The following is a 14,083-nucleotide window of genomic DNA, read 5'->3' as shown; positions in this document are numbered from 1 at the left end:
CTCCACGGCCCCGAGCGGCCGGTCGGCGGGAGACACGTGCGGGTGCGGCATACCGTGGCCTTCCTCGGTTCGACAGGGCACTGCGCGTGACTGAGGGAACGTCGGAGCCCGCCCGCGACGCACCGTCGCGAAGGGGAGGTTGCCGGGGGGCGGGTCACAACTACCGGTGACGGAGCAACTACTGAGCCAGGCACACCCTAGGACTCGAACACATCCGAAGCAATCGTCCCGTCGGAATCTGTTCGGTCCTGATCGCTCGCCGTCGGCCGTGGAGGGTCGACGGGCGAAGCTCCCGGGGCACCGCCGGGCGGGCACGGCGGGGGGCCCGCCCCGCTCGGTGAGCGGGACGGGCCCCCGGGCGGTGGCCGGTGGTGGTCAGGAGCCGGCCGGGACGGCCTCCGGGTTCTCCTTCGCGGCGGCCTCGGCCGCCAGGCGCCGGCGGCGCGTGGCCGGTCCGAAGACGGCCAGGACGACGGCGCCGAGGGTCCAGGTGGCGGCGATGAACATGAAGACCGCCTCGTAGCCGATGCCGTTGTAGATGCCGGCGATCATCAGCGGGCCCACCGCGTTCGACAGGCGGCCCAGGCCGTAGGCGATGCTCGTGCCCAGCGAGCGGCCCCGGGTGTCGAAGAGTTCCGGCGAGTACGCGTAGGCCAGGGCGGTGTAGCCGCGCTCGAAGAGGTTGACCAGGAAGCCGAAGACCACGATCAGCACCGGGGTGAACGTCAGGCCGTACATCAGACCGGTGGCCGCGATGACCAGGCCGAAGACCACCAGGCACCACTTGCGTTCGAACCGGTCGGTGACCATCGCGGCGAGGAAGGAGCCGAGCGGCGCGCCGACGGTGGTCAGGGCGACGTAGAAGATGGAGTCCTCGACGCTGACGCCCTCGGCGGCCAGCAGGGTCGGGGCCCAGCTGGAGTAGCCGAAGAAGCCGATGGTCTGGGTGATCCACAGCACCGACAGCACGAGCGTCGGGAAGAGGAACTTCTTCTCCTTGAGCATGCCGAGGCCGGGCTTGACGACCGGGGACCCGGGCCGCGGGTCGCGGGGCTCGGGCAGTTCGCCGTGTTCGGCGCGCGCGCCGGCCTCGATGCGGGCCAGCACCGCCTCGGCCTCCTCGTGGCGGCCGCGGGACTCGAGCCACTGCGGCGACTCCACGAGCTTGCGCACGAAGAACAGGAAGAACACGCCGAGCGAGCCCCACAGGTAGACCAGGCGCCAGGACCAGTCCGACAGCGGCACCACGAAGGAGGCGATGAGGTTGGTGGCGGGGGTGCCGCAGATGCCGATGACGATGGCGTACGCCTGGAACTTGCCGCGCTTGGCGCTCGGGAAGAGCTCGCTGATGTAGACGACGGCGACGACGGTCATCGCGGACAGGCCCGCCGAGGTCAGCACGCGGAAGACGCCGAGGGACCACACGTCCCAGGCGAAGACGCACGCGAAGGACCAGACGGTGAACCACAGCGTGGTGGCGGTCAGGGTGCGCTTGCGGCCGAACCGGTCGGCCAGGCCCCCGGCGACGACGGCCCCGAAGAACATGCCGACGAACGACAGCGAGGTCACGTAGGCGACGTGGTTGACCCCGACCCCCCATTGTTCACGGATCACCGGAGCCGTGATGGCGAAGGTGTTGATGTCCGCGAACTCGAAGAAGTAGGCGAACGCCACCGCGACGAGAGTGGTTCTGTGGAACTTCGAGATCGGCAACCGGTCCAGCCGGTTGGCCGCGTTGGTGGTGTGGCTGTGCTGCACTGCACGCTCCAGGGATGGGGACGGACCCGGCGGCTGTGGGCCGGGCCGGCGGCTCGCGTCAGACGGCCTCTTCGGGCCAGTACAGGCGCATGGGGTTGTCGACCAGCAGCGCCCGCTGCTTCTCCGGCGTCGTGGCGACGTGCGGGATGTGGTCGACGAGCAGCCCGTCGTCGGGCATGTGGTCCTTGAGGTTGGGGTGGGGCCAGTCGGTGCCCCACAGCGCCCGGTCGGTGAACTCGTCCACGACCTTGCGGGCGAACGGCACGACGTCGCGGTAGGCGTGGCGTTCGCCGTCCAGGGCGGGCGGGCCGGTGACGGTGAGGCGTTCGGGGCAGGAGACCTTGACCCAGACGTCGTTCGCCTCGACGAAGCGCAGGAAGCGCGCGAACTCGGGACCGTCGGGGTCGCGGGTGACGTCGGGGCGGCCCATGTGGTCGATGACCAGCGGCACCGGCAGGGAGGCGAAGAAGCCCTCCAGGTCCGCCAGGTCTCCGGCCTCGAAGTAGAGCACGGCGTGCCAGCCGAGCGGGGCGATCCGGCGGGCGACGGTCTCCAGCGCCTCGGTGGGCACGGTGTCCACCAGCCGTCGTACGAAGTTGAAGCGCACCCCGCGCACCCCGGCGTCGTGCAGGCGCCGCAGTTCGCCGTCGGTGACGTCGGGGCGGACGGTGACCACGCCGCGGGCGCGGTTCCCGGCGGTGTGCAGGGCGTCGACCAGGGCGCTGTTGTCGGCGCCGTGGCAGGTGGCCTGCACGATGACGTTGCGGGAGACGCCGAGGTGGTCGCGGAGCGCGAACAGGTCGTGCCGGGAGGCGTCGACGGGCGTGTACTTGCGCTCGGGCGCGAAGGGGAACTCGGCGGCGGGGCCGAAGACGTGGCAGTGGGCGTCCACGGCTCCGTCCGGCAGGACGAAGGAGGGCTTGCTCGGGCCCCGGTACCAGTCGAGCCAGCCGGGGGTGACGGTGAAGGTCGGGTCGTTCATCGCGGTGCTCCCGGGTCGTCAGTCGACGTAGGTCAGGCCGAGCTCGGCCAGGGGGCCGCGCATGCCGTACAGGTCCAGGCCGAGCTCGCCGGCCCGGAACCGCTCCCGCTTGCCCTCCTCGGCGGCCTCCCGCCTCGCGGCGGCCGCGGCGACCTCGGCGGCGCGGGCGGCGGGCACCACGACGACGCCGTCGGCGTCGGCGACGACCACGTCACCGGGGTTGACCAGCGCGTTGGCGACGACGACGGGGACGTTGACGGAGCCGAGGGTGGCCTTGACGGTGCCCTTGGCGTTGACGGCGCGGGAGAAGACGGGGAAGTCCATCGTCCGTAGCTCGTCCACGTCGCGGCAGCCGCCGTCGATGACCAGTCCCTCCGCCCCGCGGGCGCGCAGCGAGGTGGCGAGCAGCTCGCCGAAGAAGCCGTCCTCGCTCTCGGTGGTGCAGCCGGCGACGACGACGTCGCCCTCGCGCACCTGCTCGGCGGCCACGTGCAGCATCCAGTTGTCGCCGGGCTGGAGCAGCACGGTGACGGCGGTGCCGCAGAGCCGGGCGCCCTCGTAGACGGGCCGGATGTAGGGGCGCATCAGGCCGAGGCGGCCCATGGCCTCGTGGACGGTGGCGACCGAGAAGGGCGACAGGGCGTCGACCGCCGCGCGGTCGACGCGTTCGATCGTGCGGCGGACGACTCCGAGTTCGTGCATGGTGCGGCTCCTTGTGCTCGCGTGGGGCGCCCGGGTGCGGGCGGCGCGGGGTGCGGGGCTCAGCGGCCCTGGGCGGTGAGGCGGGCGTCGAGGCGGGGGTAGACGCGCCGGGCGTTGTGCTCCTCGACGGCGGCCAGGTCCGGCGCGGACAGGCCGGCGTTCTCGACGTAGCGGCGGGTGTCGTCGAAGTGGTGGCCGGTGCGCGGGTCGATGCCGCGGACGGCGCCGACCATCTCGGAGGCGAACAGCACGTTGGCGTGCGGGATCACGTCCAGCAGCAGGTCGATGCCGGGCTGGTGGTAGACGCAGGTGTCGAAGAAGACGTTGCGCAGCAGCGCCTCCTCCGGCTCCGGCTTGCCGAGCGCCTGCGCCAGGCCCCGGAAGCGGCCCCAGTGGTAGGGGACGGCGCCGCCGCCGTGCGGGATCACCAGGCGCAGCTCGGGGAAGTCGGCGAACAGGTCGCCGGTGAGCAGCTGCATGAACGCGGTGGTGTCGGCGTTGAGGTAGTGCGCGCCGGTGGTGTGGAAGGCCGGGTTGCAGCTGGTGGAGACGTGCACCATGGCCGGTACGTCCAGCTCGACGAGCTTCTCCCACACCGGGTACCAGGAGCGGTCGGTGAGCGGCGGCGCGGTCCAGTGGCCGCCGGAGGGATCGGGGTTGACGTTGACGGTGACGGCGCCCAGGTCCCGTACGGCGCGTTCCAGCTCGGGGACGACGGTGGCCGGGTCCGCGCCGGGCGACTGCGGGAGCATCGCCCCGGGGACGAACCGCTCGGGGTACAGCTCGGACACCCGGTGGCACAGGTCGTTGCAGATGCGGGCCCAGGCGGAGGAGGTCGCGAAGTCGCCGATGTGGTGGGCCATGAAGGAGGCCCGCGGCGAGAACACGGTGACGTCGATGCCGCGCTCGTCCATCAGGCGCAGCTGGTTGGTCTCGATCGACTCGCGGATCCGGTCGTCGCTGATGACGGGGCCGGCCGGGTCGGGCGCCTGCGCCGGGTCGGTGAGCGCGGCGATCTGGGCGTCGCGCCACCGGCCGAGCGGGGCGGGTGCGGTGGTGTAGTGGCCGTGGACGTCGATGATCACGCGTTCTCCTGGGAAGTGGGGACGGAGTCCCAGACGGACCGGGGGACGAGGAGGTCGCCGGCCATGAGCAGGCGGGCGGTGCGCAGCAGCGCGGAGCGGACGACCCGCCGGGGGTCGTCCGGGTCGAGGCCGAGGGTGACGGCGAACGCGCCGGACGGGTGCTCGACGGAGACGGTGGGCTCCGTGCCGGAAACGCCGGCGGCGACGTCGCGGGCGACGCTGCCGTCGAGCACGCAGGCGGTGGCGGCGGTGACGGCGGCCAGTACGCCGATGGACTGGTGGCACACCCGCGGGATCAGGCTGCGCGTGGTGAGGGTGCCGCCGTGCCGCGGGGGCGCCACCAGGGTCATCTTCGGGTAGTTCCGCTCCGTGACGTCGCCCAGGCCCATGGCCTCGCCGCAGACCAGGCGCAGTGCCTCCACCCGGGCCTTGAGCGCCTCGTCGGCGTCGATCTCGGCCGGCGTCTCGTGGCCGGTGGCGCCGAGGCGTTCGGCGGCCACGATCACCAGGGGCTGGCCGTTGTCGATCAGGGTGACGTCGACGGGGCCGACTCCGGGGACCTCGACGGTGTCGCGGGTGCGTCCGGTGGGGAGCAGGGCGCCGGCGACGGAGCCGGCGGTGTCCAGGAAGCCGATCTCGACCGGGGCGGCGGCGCGGGGGACGCCGTCGATCCGGGTCGTGCCCTCGTAGGCGACGTGCCGCGTGCCGTCGGGTCCGGCCGGGGTGGCGACGGTGATCTCGGCGACCATTCCGGTGTTGCGGGTGAGCACACGGGCGGTGGTACGGTCGGCGACCGGTACGACCATGCCGGTCTCGACGGCGAACGGCAGCACGGCGGCGAGCATGTTGCCGCAGTTGGACGAGGTGTCCACGGTGCTCCCGGCGGGCTGCACCTGGGCGAAGGTCCACTCCACGTCGACGCCGGGCTCCGTACCCGGGCGGACGATCCCGACCTTGCTGGTGAGCGGGTGCCCGCCGCCGACGCCGTCGATCTGGCGCGGGTCGGGCGACCCCATCGCGGCCAGCAGCACGGCGTCCCGGGTCCCGGTGTCCCCGGGCAGCAGCCGGCCGTCGAAGAACGGTCCCCGCGAGGTGCCGCCCCGCATGAACAGGCAGGGAATCGCGGTCTGGGAGCCGTGCCTGCGGACCGGGCGGGTCCGGAGTGCGGCTTCGGCGGACATGGCCGCTCCTTCGCTGACGGGGGATGCGAAGGAACCTAAATCACTGACCAGATTGTTGACAATACTTTCGACGAAAATGCCTGCCGGGATCTCACGGACTGGTTCAGGGGCCGCCGCTCCGTGGTCGAGCGACCGCGCACCGGGGCCCGGACACACGTCCGCGCCCTTCCGGAGGCTGTCCGGAAGGGCGCGGCACGGGTGGGGCGGGGCGGTCGGGTCCCGTCGGCCGGGTCGGGTCAGCCGACGACGGCCGGCTGTGCGGGCGCCTCCTGCGGGCCGCCGCTGATCGGCAGGACCTCGGCGTCCGAGGTCCGCACGAAGCGGGGGCCGTCCGGCCCGTACACCCCGCGCGGCTCCGGGAACAGGGTGAGCAGGACGAGGTAGAGCACCGCCGCCAGGGCGAGGCCGACCGGCAGCGAGATGTCCATGCCGTCGGCCAGGTCGCCGAGCGGTCCGACGAACTGACCGGGCAGGTTGGTGAAGAGCAGGGCCACGGCGGCGGAGACCAGCCAGGTGGCCAGGCCGCGCCAGTTCCAGCCGTGGGCGAACCAGTAGCGGCCGCCGGTGCGGCGCTGGTTGAAGACCTGGAGCGCCTCCGGGTCGTACCAGCCCCGGCGGGTGACGTAGCCGAGGATCATCACGACCATCCACGGCGCGGTGCAGGTGATGATCAGGGTGGCGAAGGTGGAGATCGACTGCGTGAGGTTCAGCCAGAAGCGGCCGGCGAAGATGAACGCGATGGACAGCACGCCGATGAAGATCGTCGCCTGGACGCGGCTGAAGCGGGTGAAGACGCTGCAGAAGTCCAGTCCGGTGCCGTACAGCGCGGTCGTGCCGGTGGACAGGCCGCCGATCAGCGCGATGAGGCAGAGCGGCAGGAAGTACCAGCCGGGCGCGATCGCGAGCAGACCGCCGACGTAGTTGGGCGCGTCGGGGTCGAGGTACGCCCCGGCCCGGGTGGCGATGATCGACGCGGTGGCCAGACCGAAGACGAACGGCAGCAGCGTGGCGATCTGGGCCAGGAACGCCGCGCCCATCACCCGGCGGCGGGGGGTCGCGGCCGGGATGTAGCGGGACCAGTCGCCGAGGAACGCGCCGAAGGAGACCGGGTTGGAGAGCACGATCAGCGCGGAACCGATGAAGGACGGCCAGAAGAGCGGGTCCGCGGTCGAGGCGAAGGTGCCCGCGTAACCGGGGTCGAAGTCGCCGGCGAAGGCGAAGGCGCCCAGCACGAACAGGGCCGAGGCCGCCACCACGGCGATCTTGTTGACCAGCAGCATGAAGCGGAAGCCGTAGATGCAGACCACCAGCACGAGGCCGGCGAAGACCGCGTAGGCCAGGGCGTACGTCACCGTCGACTCGGGGACTCCCAGCAACCGGTGCGCGCCGCCGACCAGGGCGTCTCCCGAGGACCACACCGAGATCGAGAAGAAGGCGACCGCGGTGAGCAGCGCGAGGAAGGAGCCGACGACCCTTCCGTGCACCCCCAGGTGGGCGGAGGAGGAGACGGAGTTGCTGGTGCCGTTCGTGGGCCCGAAGAGCGCCATGGGCGCGAGCAGCAGCGCGCCCGCGACCAGGCCGAGCAGCGTCGCCGCGAGCCCCTGCCAGAAGGAGAGGCCGAACAGGATGGGGAAGGTGCCCAGCACACAGGTGGCGAAGGTGTTGGCGCCGCCGAAGGCGAGGCGGAACAGATCGAGCGGACGGGCCGTGCGGTCCTCGTCCGGAATTTGCTCGACACCGTATGTCTCGATGTCGGTGACCGCGGTCTTCACGGGATCTCCTCCTTCTGTTCACGCCCCGGGGGATGGCCCCACAGTCTGGATCCCCTCGCTGACCTGCGACAACTGTGTCAACCACAGAGGGGTAGCCTGCTTTATGTGGCCACCAACAAACTGACCGTCGAGGATCTGCTCTCCTTCCCCGCCCTCCAGCTGACACTGAGGGCGGGGAAGAGTGGACTCTCACGCTCCGTTTCCTGGGCCCACACCAGCGAGTTGGCCGATCCGACCCCCTGGCTGCTGGGGGCCGAGGTGATCATGACGACGGGGCTCGCGATCCCCCGCACCGCGACCGGGCAGCGCCGCTATCTGGAGCGGCTGGACGACGCCGGGGTCTCCGCGCTGGCCCTGTCGGCGCAGCTGCACATGCCGCCGCTGCACGACGCGTTCTTCAAGGCGGCCGAGGAACGGGGCTTCCCCGTCCTGGAAGTACCGCTCGCCGTTCCGTTCATCGCGGTCTCCCAGGAGGTCGCCGCCGCGGTGCAGGAGGACGCCCGGCACCGGCTGGGCGCACAGCTGCAGGTCTTCGGCTCGCTGCGCTGGGTGGTCGCCGAGGACCTCGACACCCCGACCCTCCTGCGCCGCCTCGAGCGCCTGTCCGGGTACAACGTCTTCCTCTGCACCCCGCAGGGCCGCCCGCTGCTGCCCGGGGTGCCCACCCCCGACCCGGGCGTGCTGCCCGCCTCGGTGGACGCCCCGCCGACCGTCCCCGGCGGTTTCGTCCTGCCCGTGCCGGCGCCGGGCGGTCCGGCCGGTTTCCTGGTGGCGTACGAGAGGCAGGGCGCCCAGCCCGCCGGGCTCGCGGTCGTCCAGCACATCGCCACGGTGGCGGCGCTGCGGCTGGCGATGGTGCGCAACGAACGCGAGACGCTGCGCCGCGAGGGCGCCGAGACCCTGGCCGAACTGCTCCGGGAGGTGCTCGACCCGGACGCCGCCCGTCGCCGGCTCGCCCGGCACGCGATCGAGGGCGAGACCGTGCTGCTCGTGGTCCGGAACACCACCGACGAGGCACTGCTGCACTGCCTGGAGGACCGCCCCCACCTGCTGCTCACCCGGGGCGGCGACCGGTATGTGCTCGGGGCCCCGGAACTGGCCGCGGCGATCGGCGAGCTGCCCGGGGTGGCGGCCGGGATGAGCCGTCCCTTCCCGCCGGGCGCGGCCCTGAAGGTCGCCGAGCGCGAGGCTCTGTGGGCGCTCTCGAAGGCGGTCGAGTCGGGCCGCCCCCTGGTCCGCTACGGCGACGACGCGACGGGCCGCTGGCTGCCGGAGGACCCCGCGGTGCTGAGCGCGCTGGTCGAGCACGTCCTCGGCGAGGTGCTGCGCTACGACCTGGCCCACGGCTCCCAGCTCCTGGTCTCCGTGCGCACCTGGCTGGAGCGCGACCGCCGTACGGAGACCGCCGCGGCCGCCCTGCACATCCACCCCAACACGCTCGCCTACCGGCTGCGCCGCTTCGGCGCCCTCTCCCGGCGCGACCTGTCCTCGACCGGCGCGCTGGCGGAGGTCTGGCTGGCGATCCAGGCGGCCGGGACGCTGGGACTCACCGACTGAGCGCGCCGGGGCCGGCCCCGGGCGGGGACACGGGCCGGGCGGCGCGCACCGCCTCCGGGGCGTTCGTCCGAGCCGGCGGCCGGGCCGACGTCCGGGCCGGGCCGCGCGTCGGCGGGGAACCGGCCGGGGCGGTCACCCCTCGGCCGTGCCGCCCCCCGCCTCGTCGGACGACCGGAGCCGGACGGCCAGCTCCCTCTTGAGGACCTTGCCGCTGGGCCCCAGGGGGAGGCGGTCGAGGAAGACCACCCGCCGCGGACGCCGGTATGCCGCGATGTGCCGCTCACCCCACGTCACGACGGAATCCACCAGCGCCCCGTCCGGTGTCAGGCCGTCCCGCGGCACCACCACCGCGCACACCTCCTGGCCGTACACCGGGTCGGGGAGCCCCACCACCGCGACCTGGGCGACCGCCGGATGGCGGAGCAGCGCTTCCTCGACCTCACGGGGGTGGACGTTGTACCCGCCCCGCAGGATCACGTCCTTCTTGCGGTCGACGACGGTGAGGTACCCCTCCTCGTCCAGCAGCCCCAGATCGCCGGTGCGGAACCAGCCGTCCACGAACGCGGCGGCCGTGGCGCGGGGGTCGTCGACGTACCCGGCCATCAGGTTGTGCCCGCGGACGACGATCTCGCCCACCTCGCCGGAGGGGAGCGGCTCGACGGCGTCCTCCACCTCGGACCGGGCTATCGCGACCTCGACGCCCCAGATCGGCTTGCCGACCGTGCCGGGCTTCCGGGGCCAGTCGCGCTGGTTGTAGGCGACGCAGGGGGACGTCTCGGTCAGGCCGTACCCCTCGTAGACCGGGCAGCCGAAGGCGGCCTCGAACTCGGCGAGCGTGCGCACCGGCAGGGCCGAGCCCCCGGAGTAGGCGCGGTCCAGCCGCGGCCGCACGGGACGGCGGGAGGCCGCCTCGAGGAGGGCGAAGTACATCGTGGGCACGCCCATGAGGACCGTGCACCCCTCGGCCTCCATCAGGTCGAGTGCCCCCTCGGCGGTGAACCGCCGCATCAGCACCAGGGTCGCCCCGGCGCGGAAGGACGTCCCCATGCCGCAGATCTGGCCGAACGTGTGGGAGAGCGGGAGGCAGCCGAGCAGCACGTCGTCGGCGCTCATCCCGAAGGGGGAGAGCATCGTGGTGGCGACGTTCATCACCAGGTTGAGGTGCGTGATCGCCGCCCCCTTGGGGCGGCCCGTGGTGCCGGAGGTGTAGAGGATCACCGCGATGTCGTCCGGTGCGCGGGGCACCGGCCCCGCCGACGGCTCGGCGGTGGCCGCACGTTCGTCGAGCGCCGGATGCCGGCGGCCGCCGCCCGTGCCGACGGTGAGGACGAGTGCGTCCGCCGCTCCGGCCGCCGCTTCCCCCTCCCCGAGCAACTCGGCCGAGCAGACGAGGACCCGGGCCCTCGAGTGCCGGAGGACGTGGGTGATGTCGTCGCTCTTCAGCAGCACGTTGACGGGCACCGCGGTCGCCCCGAGGGCGAGCACCGCGAAGTAGGCCGCCGGGAAGTGCGGTGAGTTGGCCACCAGCAGGCCGACCCGGTCACCGGGGCCGACCCCCCGCTCGCGCAGCACCGCCGCGTACCGGAGCGCCGCGTGCCAGAGCGCACCGTAGGTGATCCGCTCGGCGCCCGCGACCACCGCGGTGCGCTCCGGCCACCGGCCCGCGGAGTCCGAGAGGATCGTGGCCGCCGAGAGGATCGCCCCCGGGCCCGCCCACGCGTTCCCGCCGTCGGTGACGGCTCCGGAATCCGTGGTGAACGGCCCTGCCGGGGGGTTTTCGTACGCGCTCATCGCGACTCCGCTTCGATTGCCGGTAATCGGCTTCCATCGGCCGGACGACAGCATGAAACGTCTTCTGTGCAAGAAACGTCTTCTGTGCAAGACCCGCGGTGGATCCTAGGATGAGCCCGACCCGAAGGGAAGCGAAAGGAGCGGACCTTGGACATCTCCTCGTACATGGACTTCTTCGTGCGACTCGCCCGCGAAACCGGTGACCGGAAGAGGGAGTTTCTCGAACTCGGCCGCAAGGCGGGTCGGTTCCCCGCGGCAAGCACCTCGAATGGCGAGATCTCCATCTGGTGCAGCAACGACTATCTGGGTATGGGGCAGCATCCGGACGTCCTCGACGCCATGAAGCGCGCCGTGGACGAATACGGCGGAGGATCCGGGGGTTCGCGGAACATAGGCGGAACCAACCACTTCCATGTGGCTCTGGAGCAGGAGCTGGCCGAGCTGCACGGAAAGGAGGACGCCGTTCTCTTCACCTCGGGGTATTCCGCCAATGAGGGATCCCTGTCGGTTCTGGCCGGGGCCGTCGAGGACTGCCAGGTCTTCTCGGATTCGGCGAACCACGCGTCCATCATCGACGGATTACGGCACAGCGGCGCCCGCAAGCACATATTCCGGCACAACGACGGGCGGCATCTGGAGGAGTTGCTGGCCGCGGCCGACCGGGACAAGCCGAAGTTCATCGCCCTGGAGTCCGTGCACTCGATGCGGGGCGACATCGCGCCCCTGGCCGAGATCGCCGGCCTGGCCAAGCGGTACGGAGCGGTCACCTTCCTCGACGAGGTGCACGCGGTCGGCATGTACGGCCCGGGCGGAGCGGGCATCGCGGCCCGGGACGGCGTGGACTCCGAGTTCACGGTGGTGATGGGGACCCTCGCCAAGGCCTTCGGCATGACCGGCGGCTATGTGGCGGGACCGGCCGTGCTCATGGACGCGGTGCGCGCCCGGGCCCGTTCCTTCATCTTCACCACGGCGCTGCCGCCGGCGGTCGCGGCGGGCGCGCTCGCCGCGGTGCGGCACCTGCGCGGCTCGGACGAGGAGCGGCGGCGACTGGCGCAGAACGCGCGGCTGATGCACGGCCTGCTGCGCGAGCGGGGCATCCCCGTGCTGTCGGACCGGTCCCACATCGTCCCGGTGCTGGTCGGCGAGGACCGGACGTGCAAGCGCATGTCGGCCCTGCTGCTGGAGCGGCACGGCGCGTACGTCCAGGCCATCGACGCGCCCAGCGTCCCGGCCGGCGAGGAGATCCTGCGGATCGCGCCCTCGGCGGTGCACGAGACCGAGGAGATCCACCGGTTCGTGGACGCCCTGGACGGCATCTGGTCCGAGCTGGGGGCCGCCCGGCGCGTCTGACGCCCCGCGGTGTCACCGTGCGGGAGGGCTCTGCGGAGCGGGCCCGGCGTCCCCGCCTCCCGGACCCGTGCCCGTCCAGATCCGGCCCATCTCGGCGGAGACCGCCATGACCTCGTCGAAGGTGCCCGAGGCCTCCACCCGCCCGCCCTCGAGCACCACCACGCGGTCGGCCGCGCGCAGCAGAGCGGGCCGGTGGGAGACCGCGAGCACGGTCCGCGTCCCGTCCAGCAGCCTCTCCCACAGCACGTGCTCGGTCTCCGGGTCCAGGGCACTGGAGACGTCGTCCAGCACCACGAGTTCGGGGTCGCCGACCAGCATGCGGGCGATCGCGACCCGCTGGATCTGCCCGCCCGAGAGGCGCAGGCCGCGCGGGCCCACCACGGTGTCCGGGCCGTCCTGCATCGTCGCCAGGTCGGGCTCCGCCACGGCGAGGCGCACGGCCTCGTCGAAGGCCGCGCCGTCCCGGCCCAGCAGGACGTTCTCCCGCACCGTCCCGCTGAACAGACACGGGACCTGCGGGGTGTACCCGCAGCGCGGCGCCACCAGGAACGACGCGGGGTCGGCGACCGGTTCGCCGTTCCACAGCACGGTGCCCCGGTCGTGCGGGAGCAGTCCGAGGACGGCCCGGACCAGGGTGCTCTTGCCGGAACCGACCCGGCCGGTGACCACGGTGACGGTGTGCCGCTCCACCACCAGGTCCACGTCCTCTATGCCGTGCCCCGCTCCGGGGTGGCGGGCCGTCAGTCCGCGCACGGCCAGTTCCCGCAGGGGCGGGGCGGGCTCCGGCCCGGCGTCCGGGACGGCGGTCCCCTCGCCGGTCCCTCCCGGCGCGGCGGACGCGACCGGCGGACCGGCCCGTTCCAGGGACCGCCGCAGCCGGCCGCCGAGGAAGTCGGTGACCCGGCCGAGCGCCACCGAGACCCGCTGCAGCCGCACGGACAGCATGCCGATCGACCCCAGGGCCTCGGTCAGGATCTGCAGGTAGAAGGCGAACAGGGCGAGATCGCCGACGCTGAAGGTCCCCTCGTCCATCCGCCCCGCGACCAGCAGCAGCACCACGCCGACCCCGATCGGGGCCGCGTTGCCGATCACCGTGCGCTGGACGACGGCGTACAGCTCCTCCCGCACCGCGGCGTCGGCACGGGCGCCGTTGAGCCCGGCGACGTGCGCGGCGACCTGCGGCTCGGCGGCGGCGGCCTGCACCGCGCCCACCGCGCCCACCATCTCCCGCAGGGCTCCCGCCACCTCCCCGGACGCGGCCCGGGTGGCCCGCCGGTGCCGCAGGAACCGGCTGTGGGCCAGCGCGGTGACCAGCGTCAGCAGGACGAGGAGGGCGAGGAGGGCGCCGGTGACCACGGCGTCGATCCGCATCATCACCGTGACCGACGCGGCGACGAACAGCCAGTGGGCGAGGTTCGTCGGTGCCCAGGCGACGAAGAACCCCGTCTCGTCGACGTCCTCGCCCACCGTTCGCAGGGACTCGCCGGGGCTGGTGCGGGCCGTCACCTCCGACCCGCGCAGGGCCGACCCCAGCAGGGCGTGCCGCAGCCGCGCCGTGGTGCCGTACTGGACCCTCGGCTCCAGCCGGTTGATCATCACGCCGAACTGGAGGAACAGCCGTCCCGCCTCGATCGCGGCCACCAACGCGATGATCAGCCACACGCCCCCGCCCGCGCCCAGCGCGTCGAACAGCCGCTGGAACAGCAGGCCCACCACCAGGGTTCCCGCCCGCAGCAGGATCCACAGGCCGGTGAGGGTCCAGTAGGTGCGGGCCGAGCCGCGCAGCACGTCCGCGAGCCGTCCCAGGACGGACTGCCGCCCCGCTCCGTCGGCCTCCCGTCCCGCTCCGTCGCCCGCCCGCTCCGCTCCGCCGTCCGCCCGCTCCACCCGTGGCACCCCGTTCCC

At 72.8% G+C, this 14,083-nt stretch carries 10 protein-coding genes; 2 read left to right on the top strand and 8 right to left on the bottom strand.

The annotated features are described in order from the left end of the window. Positions 1-375: 375 nt before the first annotated feature. The 6 genes from B7L92_RS11560 to B7L92_RS11535 all read right to left on the bottom strand — a co-directional run bounded on the left by B7L92_RS11560 (position 376) and on the right by B7L92_RS11535 (position 7,480). Positions 376-1,758, bottom strand: coding sequence for an MFS transporter (locus B7L92_RS11560; RefSeq protein WP_081237340.1), 1,383 nt, complete (start codon positions 1,756-1,758; stop codon positions 376-378). A 58-nt stretch (positions 1,759-1,816) separates the two neighbouring features. Then, positions 1,817-2,740, bottom strand: coding sequence for an amidohydrolase family protein (locus B7L92_RS11555; protein WP_081237339.1), 924 nt, complete (start codon positions 2,738-2,740; stop codon positions 1,817-1,819). Between the two features lie 18 nt (positions 2,741-2,758). Then, positions 2,759-3,442: a 4-carboxy-4-hydroxy-2-oxoadipate aldolase/oxaloacetate decarboxylase gene (gene ligK, locus B7L92_RS11550; RefSeq protein ID WP_081237338.1), complete on the bottom strand. Its 684-nt coding sequence runs from the start codon at positions 3,440-3,442 to the stop codon at positions 2,759-2,761. Between the two features lie 59 nt (positions 3,443-3,501). Further along, the gene (locus tag B7L92_RS11545) at positions 3,502-4,527 is read right to left on the bottom strand and encodes an amidohydrolase family protein (RefSeq protein ID WP_081237337.1); all 1,026 of its coding nucleotides are present in this window, start codon (positions 4,525-4,527) and stop codon (positions 3,502-3,504) included. After that, positions 4,524-5,708, bottom strand: a complete 1,185-nt coding sequence (locus B7L92_RS11540; protein WP_081237336.1) for a 4-oxalomesaconate tautomerase — start codon at positions 5,706-5,708, stop codon at positions 4,524-4,526. Before B7L92_RS11540 ends, B7L92_RS11545 begins: the two co-directional genes overlap by 4 nt. A gap of 236 nt (positions 5,709-5,944) precedes the next feature. Continuing rightward, the gene (locus B7L92_RS11535) at positions 5,945-7,480 is read right to left on the bottom strand and encodes a purine-cytosine permease family protein (RefSeq protein WP_081237335.1); all 1,536 of its coding nucleotides are present in this window, start codon (positions 7,478-7,480) and stop codon (positions 5,945-5,947) included. A 105-nt stretch (positions 7,481-7,585) separates the two neighbouring features. Here B7L92_RS11535 and B7L92_RS11530 point away from each other — a divergent pair, with 105 nt between their 5' ends. After that, positions 7,586-9,037, top strand: a complete 1,452-nt coding sequence (locus tag B7L92_RS11530) for a PucR family transcriptional regulator (protein ID WP_081237334.1) — start codon at positions 7,586-7,588, stop codon at positions 9,035-9,037. Between the two features lie 132 nt (positions 9,038-9,169). Here the strand turns inward: B7L92_RS11530 and B7L92_RS11525 are convergent, their stop codons facing one another. After that, entirely contained in the window at positions 9,170-10,828 is a 1,659-nt protein-coding gene (locus B7L92_RS11525; RefSeq protein WP_081237333.1) for a long-chain-fatty-acid--CoA ligase, read from the bottom strand. Positions 10,829-10,993: 165 nt separating this feature from the next. Between B7L92_RS11525 and hemA the strand changes: the two genes are divergently transcribed. After that, positions 10,994-12,178, top strand: a complete 1,185-nt coding sequence (gene hemA / locus B7L92_RS11520) for a 5-aminolevulinate synthase (RefSeq protein WP_218030442.1) — start codon at positions 10,994-10,996, stop codon at positions 12,176-12,178. 12 nt (positions 12,179-12,190) lie between these two features. On the opposite strand, the gene B7L92_RS11515 is transcribed toward hemA, so the two are convergent. Beyond that, positions 12,191-14,074 carry an ATP-binding cassette domain-containing protein gene (locus tag B7L92_RS11515; RefSeq protein ID WP_255310887.1) on the bottom strand — a complete coding sequence of 628 codons (1,884 nt, stop codon included), beginning with the start codon at positions 14,072-14,074 and terminating at the stop codon, positions 12,191-12,193. Positions 14,075-14,083 lie beyond the last annotated feature (9 nt).

It is taken from the genome of Streptomyces viridosporus, from assembly GCF_002078235.1.
Classification (GTDB): Bacteria; Actinomycetota; Actinomycetes; order Streptomycetales; family Streptomycetaceae; genus Streptomyces; species Streptomyces viridosporus.
The sequence above is the reverse complement of the archived record's forward strand: the minus strand, read 5'-3'. Positions and strand labels throughout refer to the sequence as shown.